The sequence below is a fragment of the Rathayibacter sp. VKM Ac-2835 genome, from assembly GCF_013266705.1.
GTDB lineage: Bacteria > Actinomycetota > Actinomycetes > Actinomycetales > Microbacteriaceae > Rathayibacter.
On record NZ_JABSNQ010000002.1, the window covers coordinates 848,138 to 869,210 of the forward strand.

The window sequence follows — 21,073 nt, forward strand, 5'->3', positions numbered from 1 at the left end:
GAGCGATCACATGGAGTGATGCTAGACCTGTCGGCGGCAATCGTGCCACCGTGCATGTCTCGACTCGATAACGGCGCGGATCATCGGTGCGCCGCGCCGACGGCGGCCGGAGCGGAGCGGGGCACCGCGGTGGAGCCGCGGACGATCAGCTGCGGGTCGATCGGCGCCGACGCCTCGGGGCGCTCGCCCTCGATCAGGCTCAGCAGCGCGGCCACGCAGCGACGGCCGAGTTCGGCGAAGTCCTGCCGCACGCTCGTCAGCGGCGGCCAGTAGTACGCGGCCTCGGGGATGTCGTCGAAGCCGATGACGCTGACGTCCTCCGGGACGCGGATGCCGCGTTCGTGGAACGCGCTCATCACGCCGAGCGCCATCTGGTCGTTCGCGGCGAAGACCGCGGTGACGTCGAGGAGCCGGCTGAGCTCGAGGCCGACGTGGTGGCCGCGCTCCGCGCTCCAGTCGCCGAGGATCGGCGGGCGCAGCGGCAGATTCCGGTCGCCGAGCTCGACGAGGTAGCCGCGCATCCGGGCCTCGGCCTCGATCCAGTCCTGCGGTCCGGAGAGGTGCACGATCTCGGTGTGGCCGAGCTCGATGAGGTGCGCGGTCGCCATCCGCGCACCGGCCATCTGGTCGACGTAGAGCGCGTCGTCGCGCTCGGCGTCGGTGGTCTGCAGAGTGACGTTCGGGATCCGCAGCGCGACGCCGGAGAGGATGTCGAAGACCCGGATCTGCGGGGCGATGACCACGAGACCCTCGACCGCCTGGTTCAGCAGGTGCCGGATCCCGGCCCGGATGGAGTCGCCGTCGGTGCCGTCCACGTTCGCCGTGACGACCAGGTACCCGGCGTCGCGGGCGGCGACCTCGATGGCCTGGATGCTCGACGCGGGGCCGAACTGCAGGCTCTGCGAGGAGAGCACGCCGATCGTGCGCGTGCGGCTGGTGACCAGGGCGCGGGCGGCGAGATTGGGCCGGTAGTCGAGCTGGGCCATCACGTCGAGGACGCGCTTCTTGGTCTCGGCGCGCAGGCTGGGGTGGTCGTTGAGCACGCGGGAGACCGTCTGGTGCGACACTCCGGCCGCCCGGGCGACGTCGTAGATGCTCGGGGCCCGCGGCGCGGGCTTGTCTTCCGGCATCGGGCACCGTGGCTTCCTGTGATCGGGCGGCGCTTCGTCGCGGGGACGCGGGTGCCGCTGCGATGCGGGGCCCGCCCGTCCGCGGGCGCGTGTGAGCACACCTTACGTCTCCCGCGGGGCGGAACCCCTCTCAGGGGGGACGCGGGGGTGCGCGGAGGTCCGGCTCGCGGGATGGGACGGGCTCGCGGGATTGTGCGGTTGCGGCGTGCCGGGGGTGGCTCCGCGTGCCGGAGGTGGGTGGGGCGGAGGTTCGGCTCGTGGGTCGTTCTGCGGCGCGGATCCGGGGCGGGCGGCTCCTGCGGACTCCGGCTCGCCGAACGCCGTCCGGCTCGCGGGATCAGCGGGTTCCGGCGTGCCGGAGGTGTTTCCGCGTGCCGGAGGTGGCGCGTCGGAGGTTCGGCTCGCGGAACGATCTCGGGCTCGTCGTTTCGGGAGCCTTTCGCGTGCCGGAGACGGTTCCGCATGCCGGAGGTGGGCGGGGGAGCGGCGGTGGGCGGGAGGGTAGGCGCTCGACGGCGGGATGGCCAGCACCTCGCCAGCGGAGCGGGGGTGGACCGACGATGAAGGAGCAGGCGAGACGCGCACCGGCGCACGACCGGCGCGACGGCCCGCCCATCAGCACCGCTCCGCGTCACCGCGGGCACCGACGAGAGGACGACCGATGGGCTTCTGGGGACAGGACGACGACGACTCGCACGGCAGGCCGCGCCCGGTCGACGAGCCGCTGGGCGAGCTGGAGCTCGTGCACGAGTTCACCGAGGGGCCGATGCCGACGGGTGTGAGCGTGTCGCACACGGGCCGGATCTTCGTGAACTTCCCGAAGTGGGGCGACGAGGTCCCCGCGACGGTCGTCGAGCTGCGGGACGGCGTCGCGGTGCCGTTCCCGGACGAGGCGTGGAACTCGCCCGACGGGGACGACGACGCGGAGGCGCTGGTCTCGGTGCAGAGCATCGTGGTCGATCCGGCCGACCGGCTGTGGATCCTGGACACGGGCAGCCCGCTGTTCCAGCCGACGAAGCGCGGCGGGCCGAAGCTCGTCTGCGTCGACCTGGCGACGGACACCGTCGAGAAGGTGATCGTCCTCGAGCCGGACGTCGCCCTGCCGACGACCTACCTGAACGACATCCGCTTCGATCTGCGGCGCGGGATCGCCTACATCACCGACTCCGCCGACTCCGGGCCGAACGGGATCATCGTCGTCGACCTCGAGTCCGGCAGCGCGTGGCGCCGGTTGCACGAGCACCCGAGCACGAAGGCGCTGACGCCGCCCGAGCTGGTGCCGATGGCGGAGGGGCGGGTGCTGATGAAGCGGCCCGCCGACGGCGACCCGGAGCCCGTCACGATGGGCGCCGACGGCATCGCGATCTCGGCCGACGGCGAGCGGCTCTGGTACTGCCCGCTCGCCTCGCGGCGCTGGTACAGCGTCGCCACCGACGCGCTGGTCGACCGCGGCGTCTCGGACGAGGACGTCGCTGCGACGGTCGTCGACGAGGGCGACAAGGGCGGCGGAGCGGACGGGCTCGAGACCGACGACTGGGGCCGCTTCTACGCCACCAGCTACGAGAACAACGCGATCGTGCGCCGCCGCACCGACGGCACGATCGAGACGCTCGTGCACGACGAGCGGCTGCTCTGGCCCGACACGATGTCGCTCGCGACCGACGGCCACCTCTACGTCACGGCCAACCAGCTGCACCGCCAGGCCGACTACCAGGGCGGGACGGACCTGCGGGCCTACCCGTACTCGCTGTTCCGCCTCGCGGTCGACGCGGGACCGGTGCTGCTGCGCTGAGCGGCGATGCGATGCCGGTCGCGGACAGGACCATGCCGGTCGTGCGCCGAACCATGCCGGTCGCGCGCCGAAACATGCTGGTCGTGCGCCGAACCATGCCGGTCGCGCGCCGAAACATGCTGGTCGAGTAGCCGTCCGCGGGACGGCGTATCGAGACCCCGCGTCTGCAGAACGGTGGATCTCGATACGCCCGCTGCGCGGGCTGCTCGATCAGCAGGAGACGCGGGCTGCTCGGCCGCCAGCAGTGCCTGCTCAGGCGACGCCGGCCGCGCGACGCACCAGCGCGGCGACGGTCGCGCGGGTCGCGTCGTCGGCTGCGGTGAGCGCGTAGGCGGTCGGCCAGATGCTGCCGTCGTCGAGCTGCGCGCCGTCCTGGAAGCCGAGCGTCGAGTAGCGGGTGCCGAACTTCGCGCCCGGCTGGAAGAAGACGATCGCCTTGCCGTCGGCGCGGGCGTAGGCGGGGAAGCCGTACCAGGTCTTCGGCAGCAGCTCGGGCGCCTCGGCGGCGACGACGTCGTGCAGCATCTGCGCGATCGGCCGCTCGACGTCCGTCATCGCCGCGATCGCCGCCTCCGCATCGGCCTTCTCGGCGGCGGTCTTGTCGGCGCTCTTCTGCCGCTTCGCCTCCTCGCGCAGCTCGGCGGCGCGCTGCTTCATCGCGGCGCGCTCCTCTTTCGTGAAGCCGTCAGCCATGGGAGTCTCCTTCGCGCGGGCCGCCGTGGTCCGCCGCGGCTCATCGTCGCAGTCGCCTGCGGTTCCGGCAATGCCCGCGACCGCCCGGTGCTCAGCAGCCCTGTCGGCGGCCGCCGGTAGCGTGGACGGATGCGCCTCCTCCTGATCCGCCACGGCCAGACCCCCTCCAACGTCGACGGCATCCTCGACACCCGCATCCCCGGCCCCGGGCTCACCGACCTCGGCCGCAGCCAGGCGGCGGCGCTTCCGGCGACGCTCGCCGACGAGCCGATCGGCGCGCTCTTCGTCTCGACGATGCGGCGCACGCATGAGACGGCCGCGCCGCTCGCCGCCGCGCTCGGGCTCGAGCCCGTCGAGCGCGCCGGGATCCGCGAGATCGCGGCGGCCGGCCTGGAGATGCGCGGCGACGAGGCCGCGGTGGAGGAGTACATGGGCACGGTCTTCCGCTGGGCCGGCGGGGAGACCTCGCTGCAGCTGGCCGGCGGCGAGACCGGCGACGAGTTCGCCGCCCGCTACGACGCGGTGGTCGCGGAGGCGGAGGCGACCGGCCACGACGTCGTCGCGCTGGTCAGCCACGGCGCCGCGATCCGCTGCTGGGCGGGGCTGCGCTCGCTCGACCTCGACGCGCACTTCATCGCCGACCACCTGCTCGACAACACCGGCGTCGTGATCCTCGAGGGCTCCGGCTCGGAGTGGTCGCTCGTCTCCTGGGAGGGCGAGCCCATCGGCGGCGTCGGCGTCGCAGCGCCGTCCGGGCCGGCGGGCGAGACGACGGACTGAAACTCCCCGCTGGTCGAGCAGCCGGGCGCAGGCCGGCGTCTCGAGACCCGCCGTCTGCAGGTGGGTGGATCTCGATACGCCCGCGGCGCGGGCTGCTCGATCAGCAGGAGTCTCGAGCGGCAGGGGTGCCGGTTGCGCGGACCGCTCGATCATCCGGGCGCAAGCGGGCATCCGCGGGTAACGATCGGGCAACGGTGTGGAAAGACGCGCTGACCGGCTCAGACGCACTCGATAGCCCGGCTCTGCATCGTTGCAGACCCCCCGGAGGCGGCGCCCTCCGTTTGTCCGAACGGGCACCCGCGGCTACCGTGGACGGCGGTCCTCGAGACCCCGATGAATCGGTCCGCGCTCGTGCGGCGTCCTCCCCGACGTGCCGCGAGCGTACGGTCAACGGGTGCGCGAGGCGGCCCCGTGGCCGCCTCCCGGACGAACCGGAATCGCCTCCACGCCTCGCCGCTCACGCGCGGCGGGTCGCTCGCGGAGGCTGGAGAGACGGTCGTCCCCCGCACCCGACCCGGCACCACGAGATGAGAGTGCAGGGATGCGTCCCTGCGCGCCGACGGAGTGCACGTGCAGCAGAACCACCAGGACATCAGCGAGCCCGGGAACGGAGCCGCGACCGCGACCCTCGAGCGGGAGGGCCCGGCCCTCGAGGCGAGGAACCTCTTCAAGGTCTTCGGCCGCCGGCCCGAGGAGGTCGTGCGGCGGCTGCGCGAGGGCGCCGACCGCGCCGACCTCGCCGGCCAGGGCACCGCGGCCGTGATCGACTCCTCCTTCGAGGTGCGCCGCGGCGAGATCTTCGTCGTGATGGGGCTGTCCGGCTCCGGGAAGTCGACGCTCATCCGCATGCTCAACGGCCTTCAGGAGCCGACCGCGGGCGAGGTGCTGATCGACGGCGCCTCGATCACCGGCGTCTCCGAGAAGGAGCTGCGCCGCGTCCGCCGCTCGTCGATCTCGATGGTCTTCCAGCACTTCGCGCTGCTCCCGCACCGCACCGTGCTCGACAACGTGGCCTACCCGCTCGAGATCCAGGGCGTCCCCGCCGCGGAGCGCCGCGAGCGGGCACTGCTCGCGGTCGAGCGGGCGGGACTCGCCGGCTGGCACGAGAAACTGCCCGACGAGCTCTCCGGCGGCATGCGCCAGCGGGTCGGACTCGCCCGGGCGCTCGCCGCCGACACCGACATCGTGCTGATGGACGAGGCGTTCTCGGCGCTCGATCCGCTGATCCGCCGCGAGATGCAGGAGCAGCTGATCGAGCTGCAGCACGAGCTCGGCAAGACCATCGTCTTCATCACCCACGACCTCAACGAGGCCATGCTCCTCGGCGATCGGATCGCGGTCATGCGCGACGGCCGCATCGTCCAGATCGGCACGCCGGAGGAGATCCTCACCGACCCGGCGAACGACTACGTCGCCCAGTTCGTGCAGGACGTGGACCGCGCCCGCGTCCTCACCGCCTCGGCCGTGATGGAGCCGGCGCGCTCCGTCGTGACGCTCGCCGCCGGCCCGCGCGCGGCGCTGCGCACCATGCGCGACCAGCAGACCGCGGCGGCCTTCGTCGTGGGTGCCGGCCGCCGCCTCCTCGGCACCGTCCGCGACCGCGACGTGATCGAGCAGGTGCGCGCGAGCATCACCGACCTCTCGCTCGTCGTCACCGAGGCGGTCGTCAGCGTCGGCCCCGACACCGCGCTCAGCGAGATCATCGAGCCCGCCGTCGAGTCGGCGCTGCCGGTGGCCGTCGTCGACGAGGCGGGGCGGCTCCTCGGGGCGATCCCGCGCGTGACGCTCCTCGCCGCGCTCGGCAACGTCGGCACCGCCACCGGCGAGCTGCCGCTCGTCGAGCCGCCGGCCACGCTCCCGACCGAGCTGGTCACCGCGACCCTGCACGCGACCGGCGGCCCCGTCGACGACGCCGTGCTCGCGACCGAGGGGGGCGTGCGATGAACCCGGACCTCCGCCTCCCGCTCGGCGCCGCCGCCGAGACCGTCGTCGACGTGCTGACGCAGACCTTCCAGCCCGTCTTCGACCTCCTCCGCACCGTCTTCGGCGCCGCCTACACCGGCGTCGACTTCGTGCTGGCGACCCCGCCGTTCTGGGTCGTCATCGCCCTGATCGCGGTGCTCGCCTACGCGGCGCGCGGCTGGGTCTTCGGACTCGGCTCCGCGGTCGGACTCCTGCTGATCGCGAGCGTCGACCAGTGGGGCAACGCGATGGACTCGCTCGCCCTGGTGCTCGTCGCCTCCGCCGTCGCGATCGCGCTGAGCGTGCCGCTCGGGATCCTCGCGGCCCGCAACCGGACCGCCTCGGCGATTCTGCGCCCGGTCCTCGACTTCATGCAGACCATGCCGGCGTTCGTGTACCTGATCCCGGCGCTGATCCTCTTCCGCGTCGGCGTCGTGCCGGGCATCGTCGCGACGATCGTCTTCGCGATGGCACCGGGCGTGCGGCTGACCGAGCTGGGCATCCGCGGCGTGGACTCCGAGCTGGTCGAGGCGGGCGAGTCGTTCGGCTCATCGAAGTGGCGCATCCTCCGGCAGATCCAGCTGCCGCTCGCGCTGCCGTCGATCCTGGCCGGCCTCAATCAGGTCATCATGCTGTCGCTCTCGATGGTCGTCATCGCGGGCATGGTCGGCGCCGGCGGTCTCGGCGGCGACGTCGTGGCCAGCATCGGCCGGATCGACGTGGCGCTCGGCTTCGAGGCCGGCATCGCGGTGGTGATCCTGGCGATCATCCTCGACCGGATGACGAGCGCCCTCGGTGCGCCGTCGCCGGCCCGTGTCGCCCGGGCGAGCAGCCGCAAGGCCGTTGTCGCGACGCGCACGGCGATCGCCGCGGTGTCGGTCGGCGTCGTCGCGTCGCTCGGCGCCTCCGCGGTCGCCGGCCCGGCGACCACCGCGTCCGTCGACAACGGCGACCGCACCGACGTCACCCTCGCGGTCTTCCAGGGCTGGGACGAGGGCATCGCCGCGTCGCGGCTCTGGGGCGCGGTGCTCGAGGAGGAGGGCTACGACGTGACGCTGCAGAGCATCGACGTGGCGCCCGGCTTCTCGGGCCTCGCCAGCGGCGACTACGACCTGGCGCTGGACACCTGGCTGCCGATCACCCACGGCGACTACCTCGACGAGTACGGCGACCGCATCGTCGACCTCGGCGCCTGGAACGACGACGCGAAGCTCACCATCGCGGTGAACGAGGACGCGCCGATCGACACGCTCGAGGAGCTCGCGGCGAACCCCGAGGTCGTCGGGAACCGCCTGGTCGGCATCGAGCCCGGCTCGGGGCTCAACGGGGTCACGACCGACGCGGTCATCCCCGGCTACGGCCTCGAGGGGATGGAGTACCTCACCTCGTCCACGCCGGCGATGCTGCAGGAGCTGTCCAGTGCGACGGCGGCCGGCGAGAACATCGCGGTGACGCTGTGGCGGCCGCACTGGGCCTACGACGCGTTTCCGGTGAAGGATCTCGAGGACCCGAAGGGACTGCTCGGCGAGGCCGAGGGGATCCACGCGTTCGGCTCCGCGTCCTTCGACAGCGACTTCCCGACGCTGAGCAGCTGGCTGCGCGACTTCCGGATGGATTCGGACACGCTGTACTCGCTCGAGAACGCGCTGTTCAACGAGGGCGCGGACGACCAGGACGCGGCCCTCGAGTCGTGGCTGGCGGAGAACCGGGAGTACGTCGACGGCCTGACGAGCTGATCGCCGGATCTCGATACGCCCGCTGCGCGCGCTCCTCGATCAGCATGGAACGGAGGACGCCCGATGGGCGACAGCTCTCTCCCCATGCTGGTCGAGTAGCGCGCAGCGCGTATCGAGACCCGCCCTCTGCAGCCGGGTCAGGCGCGGGCCGCCGCGTACTGCTCGCGGATGACCGGGCGGTGGTCCGGCGCCGGCTCGGCGAGGGAGGTGACCTCCCAGGTCGGGCGCGCGCCGGTCAGCGCCCAGGCGGCCTGCACGGCGGCGCCGTCGGCGACGTACTCGCCCGGCGTCGGCACGACCACCGGCACGTCGAAGACCTGCGAGGCGGCCAGCTGCACGGCGCTGTTCTGCGCCGCCCCGCCGATCAGCAGGATGCGCCGCGCCTCGACGCCCTGCGCCCGCACGGCGTCCAGGCCGTCGGCGAGGCCGCAGAGCATGCCCTCGATCGCCGCGCGCGCCAGGTTCGGCCGCGTGGTCGACGCGATCGTCATCCCGTGCAGGCTCGCCGTCGCGTCGGGCAGGTTCGGCGTCCGCTCGCCCTCGAAGTACGGCACGAGCACGAGGCCGCCGGAGCCCGGCTCGGCCTCGAGCGCGAGCACCGAGAAGGCGTCGAAGTCGCTCCCGAGCAGCCCGGCCGTCGAGGCCAGCACTCGCGCCGCGTTCAGCGTCGCGACCAGCGGCAGGAAGCGCCCGCTCGCGTCCGCGAACCCCGCGACCGTCCCGGAGGCGTCGCGCACCGGGTCGTCCGTCACCGCGAAGACGGTCCCGCTCGTGCCGATGCTCACCACGACGTCGCCGGGACCCGCGCCGAGGCCGAGCGCCGCACCCGCGTTGTCGCCCGCGCCGGGTCCGACGACGAGACCGCTCTCGGTCGTGCCCGCCTGCTCCGACGGGCCGAGCACGCGGGGGAGGAGCGCCCGGTGCCCGAGCGCGCGCTCGAGCAGGTCGAGGTCGTAGCCGTCGGCGCCCCAGTACGAGGTGCCGGAGGCGTCGGAGCGGTCGGTCGTCAGCGCGTCCAGCTGCGGCCCGCGTGCGGAGTCGGGCCCGTAGCCGAGCAGGCGCCAGGTCAGCCAGTCGTGCGGGAGCGCCACGGCGGCGACGCGTGCCGCGTTCTCCGGCTCGGCGTCGCGCAGCCAGCGCAGCTTGGTGGCGGTGAAGGAGGCGACCGGCACGCTGCCGGTGCGCTGCGCCCAGGCCTCGGCGCCGAGCTCCTCGATCAGCTCGCGGGCCGCGCCGGCGCTGCGGGTGTCGTTCCAGAGCAGCGCGGGCCGGACGACCCGCCCGTCCGCGTCGAGCACGACCATGCCGTGCTGCTGGCCGCCGACCGAGATCGCGGCGACGTCGTCGAGTCCGCCCGCGTCCGCGAGCGCGATCTGCAGCGCCTCCCACCAGGCGGCCGGGTCGACCTCGGTCCCGTCCGGGTGCGAGGCGCGGCCGGTGCGGACCACGGCTCCGGTGTCGAGGTCGCGGACGACCACCTTGCAGCTCTGGGTGGACGAGTCGATCCCTGCGACGAGCGTCATCGCCGTCTCCGTTCGTTGTGGCGGTGCGGAGGCGCAGCCTCCGCTGAAGTCGGGGTGCGGAGGCGTCGCCTGCGCGGGGTGGGGACGGAGGCGCGGCCTCCGCGGGGGAGGGGCTGGGCCTCCGCCCGAGCATGCGAGAACGGACGAGACCCTGTGCCGAGGCACGGGATCCCGTCCGTCTCAGGGCGCCCTGCGAGGGGAGCGGCCCTGGTGGGTCAGCTGCGCGCGCCGAGCAGGTGCTCGGTGGCGAGCTGCTGCAGGCGGACGAAGCCGAAGCCCTTGCCGCCGAGGTACGCGTCGGTGTCGAACGACTCGTAGGAGGCGGTGTCCGCGAGCAGGTCGTCGTACGACTCGCCCTCGTTCAGCGTCGGGGTCGACAGCTCGCCGACCTTCGACGCCGCGAGCGCCTCCTGGACCTCGGGGTCGGCGCGGAAGGCCGCGGCCCGCTCCTTGAGCAGGAGGTAGGTGCGCATGTTGGCCGCGGCCGAGTCCCAGACGCCGGTCTCGTCCTCGGTGCGCGAGGGCTTGTAGTCGAAGTGGCGCGGGCCGTCGTAGGCCGGGACGCCGCCGGGGCCGCCGTTCTCCAGCAGGTCGACGAGCGAGAACGCGTTGTGCAGGTCGCCGTGACCGAAGACGAGGTCCTGGTCGTACTTGATGCCGCGCTGGCCGTTGAGGTCGATGTGGAAGAGCTTGCCGTGGTAGAGCGCCTGGGCGATGCCGGCCGTGAAGTTCAGGCCCGCCATCTGCTCGTGGCCGACCTCGGGGTTCACGCCGACGAGCTCGGGGCGCTCGAGCGAGTCGATGAATGCGATCGCGTGGCCGAGCGTCGGCAGCAGGATGTCGCCGCGGGGCTCGTTGGGCTTGGGCTCGATCGCGAAGCGGATGTCGTAGCCCTTGTCGGTGACGTAGTCGCCGAGCAGGTTGACGGCCTCGCGGTAGCGCTCGAGGGCCGCGCGGATGTCCTTCGCGGAGTCGTACTCGGCGCCCTCGCGGCCGCCCCACATCACGAAGGTCTGCGCGCCGAGCTCGGCGGCGAGGTCGATGTTGCGGAGGACCTTGCGCAGCGCGAAGCGGCGCACGTCGCGGTCGTTCGAGGTGAAGCCGCCGTCCTTGAAGACGGGGGCGCTGAAGAGGTTGGTGGTCACCATCGGCACGACGAGGCCGGTCGACTCGAGCGCGCCCTTGAGGCGGTCGATCTCGGTCTGGCGCTCGGCGTCCGTCGAGCCGAACGCGAAGAGGTCGTCGTCGTGGAAGGTGAGGCCGTAGGCGCCGAGCTCGCTCAGCTTCTCGACCGCGTGCACGGTGTCGAGGGGCTTCCGGGTCGGGCCGCCGAACGGGTCCGTCCCGTTGTAGCCGATGGTCCAGAGGCCGAACGAGAACTTGTCGGCGCGGGTGGGGGTCAGGGACATTGATCCGAATCCTTTCCGGCGACGTCGCCGAATTGTTGTTGCGCCCAACATATCGATCGGGGGCGTGCGGCGCAACGGTCGTCGCGACGTGTCGCGCGGTGGTGCTCCTCGATCGACGCGACGTCTCGCGTCGATATGTGGCGTGGCCCGACGAATTCCTTGCGGAAGCGTTTCGACTGTGCGTACAGTGCTCAGCAGCAACCCGGTCGAAGCGTTTCGAAGCACTGCTCTCCCGAGCAGGGCGGAGCGGCCGGGCACCGACGACGAGGTCCGGCAGGAGGAACGATGGCGAGCATCCACGACGTCGCCCGCGTGGCCGGAGTCTCGATCAGCACCGTCTCCTACGCCCTCTCCGGCAAGCGATCGATCGCCGCCTCCACCCGCCAGCGGGTCGACGAGGCCGTCCGGCAGCTGGGCTACCGGCCGCACGCCGGAGCCCGCATGCTCGCCGGAGCGCGGACCCACATCCTCGCCCTGTCGGCGCCGATGCGCGGCGAGCTCCACCTGCCCACTCACATGCGCTTCGTCACCGAGGTGCTCGAGCGGGCCCGCGAGTCCGACTACGACGTCCTCCTCCTCGTCACGGACGAGGCCTCCAGCGGCATCGCCCGCGTCTCCTCCTCCTCCCTCGTCGACGGCGTCGTGCTGATGGGCGTCGACGACGAGGACGACCGCGCGGCCCTCATCCGCGCGGCCGGCGTCCCGGCGACCTTCATCGGCGTCCCGGCCGACGCGCACGAGCTCGCCTGCGTCGACCTCGACTTCGCCGAGGCGGCCCGCCGCAGCGTGCGTCTGCTCGCCGAGCAGGGTCACCGCTCGATCGGCCTGATCGAGCACCCGCAGTCGTACACCGACCGCAACGCCGGTTTCGTCCGCCGCTTCGACGACGCGTTCGAGGCGGAGTGCGCGGCCCTCGGCCTCGCCCTCAGCGTCGAGCGCCCGCACATCGGCCGCGCGAGCGCGTCGGCGGCGGTCGACGCGCTGCTCACCGCTGGCGTGTCCGCCCTCGTGCTGCACTGCAACGAGCCGGTGGCGGAGGCGGCGATCGAGCGCCTCGTCGAGCGCGGCCTCTCGATCCCCGGCGACCTGTCGGTCCTCGCGGCCTGCGCGAGCTACGACGGCGCGGCGCTCCCCGTGCCGGTCAGCAGCATCCCCCTCCCGTTCGACGCGATGTGCCGTGCGGCCGTCGCCCGGACCCTCCAGCAGATCGACTCCGGTCGCAGCACCGGCGTCGACCTCCTCCCGCCCCACTACGTCGACCGCGGCTCCGTCGCGCTCGCCCCGGCCGGCGCTCCGGCGCCGACCGCTCCCTGACCTGTCCCCGTCCTCTTCGCCTCCGCCTCTCCGCGCCGATCGTCGAAACGCTTCGACACCCGTCACGTGCCCAGAGAGCGCTCTTCGACTCGCACGACCGACCACTCACAGCCCCTCGTCCACAGCCCCGCGGCACCGTTTGAAGGAGAACTCCCGCTATGTCGCTTCGTCCCCGCACCGCCTTCCACCGCCCCTCCGCCGCCACCGTCGGCTCGCTGAGCCGCCGCGGCCTGATCGCCGGCGGTGTCGGCATCGGCGCGATGTTCGCGCTCGCCGCCTGCTCCGGAGGCGGCTCCGACGCCGGCTCCGACGCCCTCGCCACCGACGTCGACGGTGCCGGCCGCACCCTGACCATGTGGGACTTCGAGACCCCCGACAGCGACCGCGGCATCGCCTGGCTCGCCGCCCGCGACATCTTCACCAAGGAGACCGGCGCCGAGATCGCCTACGAGTTCAAGGCCTTCGAGCAGCTGCGCACCGGTGCCAGCCAGATCTTCAACTCCAACTCCGCGCCCGACGTCGTCGAGTACAACAAGGGCAACGCGACCAGCGGTCTGCTCTCGAGCCAGGGCCTGCTCACCAACCTCGACGAGGCCGTCGAGTTCTACGGCTGGGACAAGCTGATCCCGGGTGCGCTGCAGACCACCGCGAAGTACGACGAGCAGGGCATCATGGGCTCCGGCTCCTGGTACGGCATCCCCAACTACGGCGAGTTCACCTTCGTCTACTACAACAAGGACGTCTTCGCGGCCAACGGCCTCGAGGTCCCGACCACCTACGACGAGTTCACCGCCGTTCTCGACGCCTTCGTCGCCAAGGGGATCACCCCGCTCGCCGAGGCCGGCGCGGAGTACCCGCTGCAGCAGCTCTTCTACCAGCTCGCGCTGCTGAAGGCCGACCGCCAGTGGATCACCGACTACCAGACCTACACCGGCGAGGTCGACTTCGAGGACGCGGCCTGGAGCTACGCGGCCGATCAGCTGCAGACCTACGTCGACAAGGGCTATTTCTCCGCCGACGCCTCCGGGCTCAAGGCCGAGGACGCGGGCACCGCGTTCATCTCCGGCGAGTACCCGATCTTCTTCTCGGGCTCGTGGTGGTTCGGTCGCTTCAAGACCGAGATCACCGGCTTCGAGTGGGACACGTTCCTCTTCCCGGGCGCCGAGTTCACGATGGGCTCCGCGGGCAACCACTGGGTCATCCCCGAGACGGCGAAGAACAAGGACCTCGCCTACAAGTGGATCGACATCACGATGCGCCCCGAGATCCAGAACCTCATCGGCAACAACGGCGGCATCCCGCTGGTCGTCGACGAGACCGCCATCACGGATGAGAAGAGCAAGGCGCTGCTGTCGCAGTGGAAGACGGTCGTCGACGAGGACCAGCTCTCCTTCTACCCCGACTGGCCCACCGCCACCTTCTACGACGACCTCGTCGCCGCCTCGCAGGAGCTCATCAACGGCTCGACCGACCCCAGCGGCATGCTCACCGAGCTCCAGTCCAAGTACGACGACGGCGTCGCCGACATCAAGTAACTGCAAGGTCGCCCCCTTCCGCGAGATGCCACTTGTGCACGCGACACGCCGTCAAAGCCGTGCACAAGTGGCATCTCGCGGCCCCCTCATACAGCCCCCACGTTCTAGGAGTACCCATGACGACGACCGTTCCGCGTCGCGCGGAGAGCGCCCCGCCGCCTCCCACGGCGGAGAAGCCGCCCCGCGAGAAGCGCTCCGGCGGATACTGGCTCTACCTGATCCCGGGCTTCGTGCTCTTCGTGTTCATCGTGCTGATCCCGCTGATCTGGAACGTCTACATCAGCTTCACCTCGTGGCGCGGCATCAAGCCGCCGATCTTCATCGGCCTCGACAACTGGATCGAGCTGATGGGCGACGACCAGTTCTGGACGTCGTTCCTGAACTCCGTCTACATGATCATCGCGATGGTGATCGTCCCGACGATCCTCGGCCTCCTCCTCGCCGCGATCCTCTTCGACCTGGTCGGCAAGAAGTTCGGCGGCCGGATCGCCTCCTTCCTCCGCGCGACCTACTACCTCCCGCAGATCCTGCCGACGGTCATCGCCGCCATCGTGATCGGCTGGATCCTCCGCCCGGACAACGGCGCGCTCAACTCGATCCTCGAGGCGGTCGGCCTCGGCTCGCTCGCGCACGACTGGCTCGGCAAGCCCGACACCGCGATGCTCTCGATCATGGTCGTGATGATCTGGGTCCAGCTCGGCTACCCTGTCGTCATCTTCATGGCCGCGCTGCAGCGCGTGGACCCCGAGCTCTACGAGGCCGCCGAGCTCGACGGCGCGAACTGGTTCCAGCGCTTCCGCTGGATCACGATCTCGATCATCCGCCCCGAGGTCTTCGTGGTCACCCTCACCTGCACCATCGCCGCGCTGAAGGTCTTCGGCCCGATCTACGCGCTGACCCGCGGCGGCCCGGGCGACTCGACCATCGTGCCGAGCTACTACTCCTACACCGAGTTCTTCCAGAAGCAGCAGGTGGGCTACGGCGCCACCATCGCGACCGCGCTGACGATCGTCATCGTGATCCTGGCCGTCCTCTTCATCCGCGCCCAGGAGCGCGTCGAGCGCAGCGAAGGAGCCCGCTGATGTCGGCCATCGAAGCCCTGCCGTTCACCCAGGCCGGCACGGACGACACCGATCTGACCACCCCGAAGAAGGCGCCCAAGGCCTCGAAGGGCGCGACCAAGCGCACCCTCGGCGACTGGGCGATCCTGGTCGTGGCCGTCGTGATCGGACTCGTCATCATCAGCCCGGTGCTGCTGATCCTGCTCAACTCGTTCAAGACCCCGGCCGAGTACTCGGTCGGCGGTCCGCTCGCCTTCCCGACCGGTCTCTCCTTCGACGGCCTCTCGACCTTCTGGGAGCGGGTGAACTTCCCGGAGAAGCTCGGCAACTCGATCCTGATCTCCGGCTCGGTCGCGATCCTCGCGGTCGCCCTCTCGGTGCTCAACGCCTATGCGATCGGCATCGGCCGGGTGAAGGGCCGCAGCTGGATCATCATCCTGTTCCTGCTGGCGAACATGCTGCCGCAGGAGGCCCTGCTCTACCCGCTGTACTACATGTTCAAGGCGGTCGGGATCTACGACAGCCAGCTCTCGGTGATCATCATCTTCACCGTGATCCAGTCGGCGTTCGGCACCTATCTGCTCTCCAGCGTCTACGGCACCTTCCCGAAGGAGATCCTCGAGGCCGCGGCGCTCGACGGCGCTTCGAAGTGGCAGGTGCTCACCCGGGTGATCGTGCCGATCTCGCGGCCGACGCTCTCGGTGCTGATGATCTTCTTCTTCATCTGGACCTGGAACGAGTTCCTCATCCCGCTGGTGTTCCTGGTGAGCGACGCGACCCAGACCGTCCCGATCGCGATCTCCAGCCTCCAGGGCGACAAGATCATGGACGTCACGACGACCAGCGCGAGCGCTCTGCTGGGTCTGCTGCCGACGCTGATCTTCTTCCTGATCTTCCAGCGCACCCTGACCCGCGGCATCACCGCCGGCGCGGTCAAGTAAGAGCTCCGCACGACGGCGCGGGCCTCCTCCACCGGGGCCCGCGCCGCTGATCCCCCCGGCGTGCCCGAGCGGGAATCGAAGCGCTTCGACCTCGCTCCCGGCATCGGCCTCCCATCAGAAAGGCACCACCCCATGAAGTTCACCGACGGGTTCTGGCAGACGAGGGCCGGATTCACGCCCCTCTTCGCGCAGGAGGCGTACGACATCCGCTCCCACGGCACCTCCCTCGAGGTGATCGCGCCGACCAAGGTGATCCAGGGCCGCGGCGACGTGCTGAACCGCCCGACGCTCACCGTCACCGTGTCCTCCCCGGCCGAGGGCGTCGCGAAGGTCCGGATCGAGCACTGGCGCGGCACCGTGACCCGCCGCGGCTTCGACCTGGTCGACGACGCGGTGGGCGAGGCGAGCCTCACCGAGACCGGCGGCGTGCTGCGCACCGGCGACCTCGAGGTCCGCGTCGCGCAGGGCGCGCCCTGGTCGCTCGAGTTCTGGGACACCGCGACCGGCACCCGCCTCACCGGCTCCGGGCACAAGGCCGAGGGCTACCTCACCGGTCCCGACGGGAAGGCCTACCTGCACGAGCAGCTCGACCTCGGCGTCGGCGAGCTCGTCTACGGCCTCGGCGAGCGCTTCGGCCCGTTCGTCAAGAACGGCCAGACCGTCGACGTCTGGAACGCCGACGGCGGCACCTCCTCCGAGCAGGCCTACAAGAACGTCCCCTTCTACCTCTCCAGCCACGGCTACGGCGTCCTCGTCAACGACCCCGGCCTGGTCTCCTTCGAGATCGGCTCGGAGACCGTCGAGCGCGTGCAGTTCTCCGTCGGCGGCGAGGCGCTGGAGTACCTGGTGATCCAGGGCCCGACCAAGAAGGACGTGCTCCGGCGCTACACCGGGCTGGCCGGCCGCCCCGCGATCGTCCCCGCCTGGAGCTACGGCCTCTGGCTCACCACGAGCTTCACCACCAGCTACGACGAGGAGACGGTGAACTCCTTCATCGACGGCTTCGCCGAGCGCGAGCTGCCGCTGTCGGCCTTCCACTTCGACTGCTTCTGGATGCGCGAGTTCCAGTGGACCGACCTCGAGTGGGACCCGCGCACCTTCCCGGACCCGGAGGGGATCCTCGCCCGCCTGCACGAGCGCGGCCTGCACACCTGCGTCTGGATCAACCCCTACATCGCGCAGGCCTCGGCGCTGTTCGAGGAGGGCCGCGAGAAGGGCTACCTGCTGCGCACCACCGCGGGCGACGTCTGGCAGTGGGACCTGTGGGTCGCCGGCATGGCGCTGATCGACTTCACCAACCCGGAGGCGACCCGCTGGTTCCAGGACAAGCTGCGGGTCCTCGTCCGCCAGGGCGTCGACTCCTTCAAGACCGACTTCGGCGAGCGCATCCCCTCAGAGGGCGTCGCGTGGTTCGACGGCTCCGACCCCGAGGGCATGCACAACTGGTACACGCAGCTCTACAACCGGGCGGTGTTCGAGGTACTCGAGGAGGAGCTCGGCGCGGGCCGCGCGGCGCTCTTCGCCCGCAGCGCCACCGTCGGCGGGCAGGCGCTGCCGGCGCACTGGGGCGGCGACAACACCTCCTCCTACGTCTCGATGGCCGAGACCCTGCGCGGCGGGCTCTCGCTCGCGCTCGGCGGCTTCGGCTTCTGGGCGCACGACATCGGCGGCTTCGAGGGCACGCCCGACCCGGGCGTCTTCAAGCGCTGGCTCGCCTTCGGTCTGCTCTCCTCGCACTCGCGGCTGCACGGCTCGTCGTCGGTGCGGGTGCCGTGGGCGTTCGACGAGGAGGCGGTCGACGTCACGCGGCTGTTCACCCGGCTGAAGCTCTCCCTGATGCCGTACCTCTACGCGGCGGGGGCGGAGGCGGCGCGCACCGGCACCCCGGTGATGCGGCCGATGACGCTCGAGTTCGAGGACGACCGCAGCGCGGCGCACCTCGACACGCAGTACATGCTCGGCCACGACCTGCTGGTCGCGCCGGTGTTCACCCCCGACGGCTCGGTCGAGTTCTACCTGCCGCGCGGGCGCTGGACGAACTGGTGGACGGGCGAGAGCACCGACTCGGCGGGGGAGTGGCGCCGCGAGGTGCACGGCTTCGACTCGCTGCCGCTCTACGTCCGCGAGGGCGCGGTCATCCCGGTCGGCGCGCGCAGCGACGTCGCCGAGTACGACTACGTCGACGGTCTCGAGCTGCGGGTGTTCCCGGGGGCTGACGGCGAGACGGTCGTCCGGGTGCCGGCGCACGACTCCGGTGCGGAGACGGTGTTCACGGTGACCCGCTCGGGCGGCGACGTGAGCGTCGACGCGCCCGCCGGCAGCTGGACCTGGACCCGCGCGGGGTCCTGACCGGCGAGGTCCGCGCACGACATCAGCGGAGAAGACGACTCATCGCCCATGGGGGTTCGTCGCCCTTCTCAGCTGATGTCGTGCGGCGGACCGGACGTCCACCCGCGGATAGGCTGGCCCCGGAGAGCAGAGGAGACCGCGGAATGGCCGAGAACGCGACGCGCGGCAACAACCTCGACCGGGTCCGCCGGCACAATCTGTCCGCGATCCTCCGGCTCGTGCACCGCGTCGGTCCGCGCTCCCGCTCGCAGCTGACCCGCCTCACCGGCCTCAACCGCTCCACCATCGCCGCCCTCGTCGGCGAGCTGGTCGAGCTGGGTGTCGTGCGCGAGCTGCAGCCCGAGACCCTCAACCAGGTGGGCCGGCCGAGCCCGATCGTCGAGGCGGATCCCCGCGTCGTCGCGATCGCGGTGAACCCCGAGATCGACGCCGTCACGGTCGCGGTCGTCGGCCTGGACGCCGAGGTGCGCCGCCGCATCCGCCGCACCGCCGCCGTGCCGAGCGCCGAGGCCGCGGCGGCGCTCGCGGCCGGCGCCATCGCCGAGCTGGTCGCCGAGCTGCCGGCGGACGCCCGCACCGTCGGCATCGGCGTCGCCGTCCCCGGTCTCGTCCGCGACGCCGACGGCCTCGTCCGGATCGGCCCGCACCTCGGCTGGACCGACGAGCCGTTCTCGCGGATGCTCGCCGAGGCGACCGGTCTGCCGGTGCTCTCCGCCAACGACGCCAACCTCGGCGCACTCGCCGAGAGCGTCCTCGGCGCCGGACGCGAGGTCTCGCACCTCGTCTACCTCAACGGCGGCGCGAGCGGCGTCGGCGCCGGCGTGATCGTCGGCGGCACCCCGTTGCACGGCATCGACGGCTACGCGGGCGAGATCGGCCACACGCTCGTCAACAGCGCCGGCGTCGACTGCCACTGCGGCGCGGTCGGCTGCCTCGAGACCGAGGTCGGCCGGGCGGAGCTGCTGCGGGTGCTCGGACTCGACGAGAGCGCCGACGTCAGCGAGCGGCTGGAGGAGGCGCTCGCCGCCTCCGGGGACCCCGCGGTGCGGGCCGAGGTGGAGCGGCAGCTCGGGCACCTCGCCGTGGCGCTGCGGAACGTCGTCAACATCTTCAACCCGCAGCTGGTGGTGCTCGGCGGGTTCCTCGGCGCGCTCGTCGGCGTCGCACCGGGCTTCCTCGAGGAGCGGCTGGGCCGCGGCGGGCCGTTCCGGGTGGCGCTCGACTCCGTGCGCATCGCCCGCACCGAGCTCGGCGCCGACCTGCTGATGCTCGGCGCGGCCGAGCTCGCCTTCGAGCGGCTGCTCGCCGACCCCCTCACCGCCGAGCTGCACCCGGTCGGCGGGGCGCGGCCCGCCGCCTGAGCGTCGCTCCGGGCATCCCGCAGGCGCACTCCGGCTCCCGAGGTCGGCTTCCGCTCTTGCGCGACACCGGTCGAATTGATTCGATAGTCGAGGAATGAATCCGGCCTCCCGTCGCTTGGCGGTAGAGGCTGTGCCCTTCCGCGACGCCCCTCTCCCTTCTCCGCTCTGCGCTCCGCAGGAAGGCTCCGTGACCTCTCTCGCCCCGACCCCCACCGGCTCGATCCCCGTGCACCGGCACGCCGGCGACGCCCTGACCAACCGTCAGCGCCTCGTCTACGTGATCGTCCTCGGCGCGCTCACCGCGCTCGGCCCGTTCACGATCGACCTCTACCTCCCCGCCTTCCCCGCGCTGCAGGGCGAGCTGAACGTGTCGGAGGCGGCGGTGCAGCTGACCCTCACCGGCACGACGCTCGGCTTCGCGCTCGGGCAGCTGGTCGTCGGCCCGTGGAGCGACGTGGTCGGCCGGCGGCTGCCGATCCTGCTCGCGACCTCGCTGCACGTCCTCGCCTGCGTGGGCGCGGCGTTCGCGCCCGAGATCGTCTCGCTCGGCGTCTTCCGCTTCCTGATGGGAGCCGGCGCCGCCGCGGGCGGTGTCGTCGCGATGGCGATGGTCCGCGACCTCTTCGGCGGGCGTCCGCTGGTGAAGATGCTGTCGCGGCTCGCATTGGTCTCCGGGCTGGCGCCCGTGCTCGCCCCGGTGATCGGCTCGCAGCTGCTGCTGGTGATGGACTGGCGCGGCATCTTCGTCTTCCTCGCCGCCTACGGCCTGCTGGTGATGCTGGCCGTCGCGCTGCTGATCGTCGAGACCCGCCCCCGGGTCGCGCGGGCCGACCGCGACTCCCGCTCGCTGGTGCAGCGCTACCGCGCCGTCCTCAGCGACCGGGTCTTCGTCGGCGTCGCGATCATCGGCGGCATGACCTTCGGCGGTCTGTTCACCTACCTCTCCAGCTCGTCGTTCCTCTTCCAGGGGCTCTACGGCCTGGACGCGCAGCAGTACGGCCTGCTCTTCGCGGTCAACTCGCTCGGCGTGGTCTCGGGCGTGCAGGCGTCCTCGTTCCTCAGCCGCCGCGGGGTCGGTCCGCAGTGGATCCTCGCCGTCACCACCGTCTCGCTCTTCGTCACCGCGGGGCTGATCGCGCTGTTCGACGTGCTGGGCTTCGGCATCTGGGGCACCCTCGTCCCGCTCTGGTTCTTCATCGCCTCCTGCGGCTTCAGCTTCCCCTGCGTGCAGGTGCTCGGCCTGGTCAACCACGGCCGCGAGGCGGGGACCGCGGCGTCGCTGCTGGGCGCCGTGAACTTCGGCACCGCCGGCATCCTCTCGCCGATCTCCGGCGTCTTCGGTGCCGAGTCGGCCGTGCCGATGGCCGGCGTCATGATGGCGACCGCCGCCGTGTCGATCCTGGCGCTCTGGCTCGTCGTCCGCCCCCGCACGGTCCCGGCCCTGCAGGACTGACCCGAGGGCCGGAGGTGCCCGACCCGCGCGACCC

At 71.7% G+C, this 21,073-nt stretch carries 15 protein-coding genes; 11 read left to right on the forward strand and 4 right to left on the reverse strand.

Annotated features, from left to right (window positions below; genetic code table 11):
- Positions 1–80: 80 nt before the first annotated feature.
- Positions 81–1,130 (reverse strand): LacI family DNA-binding transcriptional regulator, encoded by a 1,050-nt coding sequence (locus HRK28_RS11770; protein WP_160090548.1) that lies wholly within the window; start codon positions 1,128–1,130, stop codon positions 81–83.
- Positions 1,131–1,791: 661 nt separating this feature from the next.
- Here HRK28_RS11770 and HRK28_RS11775 point away from each other — a divergent pair.
- Entirely contained in the window at positions 1,792–2,922 is a 1,131-nt protein-coding gene (locus HRK28_RS11775) for an L-dopachrome tautomerase-related protein (RefSeq protein ID WP_173251646.1), read from the forward strand.
- A gap of 252 nt (positions 2,923–3,174) precedes the next feature.
- Here the strand turns inward: HRK28_RS11775 and HRK28_RS11780 are convergent, their stop codons facing one another.
- Positions 3,175–3,615 carry a hypothetical protein gene (locus HRK28_RS11780; RefSeq protein WP_173251648.1) on the reverse strand — a complete coding sequence of 147 codons (441 nt, stop codon included), beginning with the start codon at positions 3,613–3,615 and terminating at the stop codon, positions 3,175–3,177.
- A gap of 129 nt (positions 3,616–3,744) precedes the next feature.
- On the opposite strand from HRK28_RS11780, the gene HRK28_RS11785 reads away from it, so the two are divergent.
- The 3 genes from HRK28_RS11785 (at position 3,745) to HRK28_RS20845 (ending at position 8,093) form a co-directional block, all read left to right on the forward strand.
- Complete coding sequence (locus HRK28_RS11785; RefSeq protein WP_173251650.1) at positions 3,745–4,395, forward strand: histidine phosphatase family protein; 651 nt, start codon at positions 3,745–3,747, stop codon at positions 4,393–4,395.
- Positions 4,396–4,986: 591 nt separating this feature from the next.
- Positions 4,987–6,339, forward strand: a complete 1,353-nt coding sequence (locus HRK28_RS11790) for a glycine betaine/L-proline ABC transporter ATP-binding protein (protein WP_367948428.1) — start codon at positions 4,987–4,989, stop codon at positions 6,337–6,339.
- Positions 6,336–8,093 carry an ABC transporter permease/substrate binding protein gene (locus HRK28_RS20845; RefSeq protein WP_160090544.1) on the forward strand — a complete coding sequence of 586 codons (1,758 nt, stop codon included), beginning with the start codon at positions 6,336–6,338 and terminating at the stop codon, positions 8,091–8,093. Before HRK28_RS11790 ends, HRK28_RS20845 begins: the two co-directional genes overlap by 4 nt.
- A 137-nt stretch (positions 8,094–8,230) precedes the next feature.
- Here HRK28_RS20845 and xylB read toward each other — a convergent pair whose 3' ends face one another.
- On the reverse strand, positions 8,231–9,616 hold the full coding sequence (gene xylB / locus HRK28_RS11800) for a xylulokinase (RefSeq protein WP_173251652.1): 1,386 nt from the start codon (positions 9,614–9,616) through the stop codon (positions 8,231–8,233).
- Between the two features lie 215 nt (positions 9,617–9,831).
- Positions 9,832–11,025: a xylose isomerase gene (gene xylA, locus HRK28_RS11805; protein ID WP_173251653.1), complete on the reverse strand. Its 1,194-nt coding sequence runs from the start codon at positions 11,023–11,025 to the stop codon at positions 9,832–9,834.
- Between the two features lie 285 nt (positions 11,026–11,310).
- Here xylA and HRK28_RS11810 point away from each other — a divergent pair, with 285 nt between their 5' ends.
- The 7 genes from HRK28_RS11810 to HRK28_RS11840 all read left to right on the forward strand — a co-directional run bounded on the left by HRK28_RS11810 (position 11,311) and on the right by HRK28_RS11840 (position 21,039).
- Positions 11,311–12,339 carry a LacI family DNA-binding transcriptional regulator gene (locus tag HRK28_RS11810; protein WP_173251655.1) on the forward strand — a complete coding sequence of 343 codons (1,029 nt, stop codon included), beginning with the start codon at positions 11,311–11,313 and terminating at the stop codon, positions 12,337–12,339.
- Between the two features lie 158 nt (positions 12,340–12,497).
- Positions 12,498–13,874: an ABC transporter substrate-binding protein gene (locus HRK28_RS11815; RefSeq protein ID WP_254304739.1), complete on the forward strand. Its 1,377-nt coding sequence runs from the start codon at positions 12,498–12,500 to the stop codon at positions 13,872–13,874.
- Between the two features lie 116 nt (positions 13,875–13,990).
- Entirely contained in the window at positions 13,991–14,956 is a 966-nt protein-coding gene (locus HRK28_RS11820) for a carbohydrate ABC transporter permease (protein ID WP_160090540.1), read from the forward strand.
- Entirely contained in the window at positions 14,956–15,876 is a 921-nt protein-coding gene (locus HRK28_RS11825; protein ID WP_123447719.1) for a carbohydrate ABC transporter permease, read from the forward strand. The genes HRK28_RS11820 and HRK28_RS11825 overlap by 1 nt, the downstream gene beginning before the upstream one ends.
- 132 nt (positions 15,877–16,008) lie before the next feature.
- The gene (gene yicI / locus HRK28_RS11830) at positions 16,009–18,225 is read left to right on the forward strand and encodes an alpha-xylosidase (protein ID WP_173251657.1); all 2,217 of its coding nucleotides are present in this window, start codon (positions 16,009–16,011) and stop codon (positions 18,223–18,225) included.
- Between the two features lie 143 nt (positions 18,226–18,368).
- Positions 18,369–19,586 carry an ROK family protein gene (locus tag HRK28_RS11835; protein WP_160090538.1) on the forward strand — a complete coding sequence of 406 codons (1,218 nt, stop codon included), beginning with the start codon at positions 18,369–18,371 and terminating at the stop codon, positions 19,584–19,586.
- 94 nt (positions 19,587–19,680) lie between these two features.
- Positions 19,681–21,039: a multidrug effflux MFS transporter gene (locus tag HRK28_RS11840; protein WP_160090537.1), complete on the forward strand. Its 1,359-nt coding sequence runs from the start codon at positions 19,681–19,683 to the stop codon at positions 21,037–21,039.
- Positions 21,040–21,073: the final 34 nt, after the last annotated feature.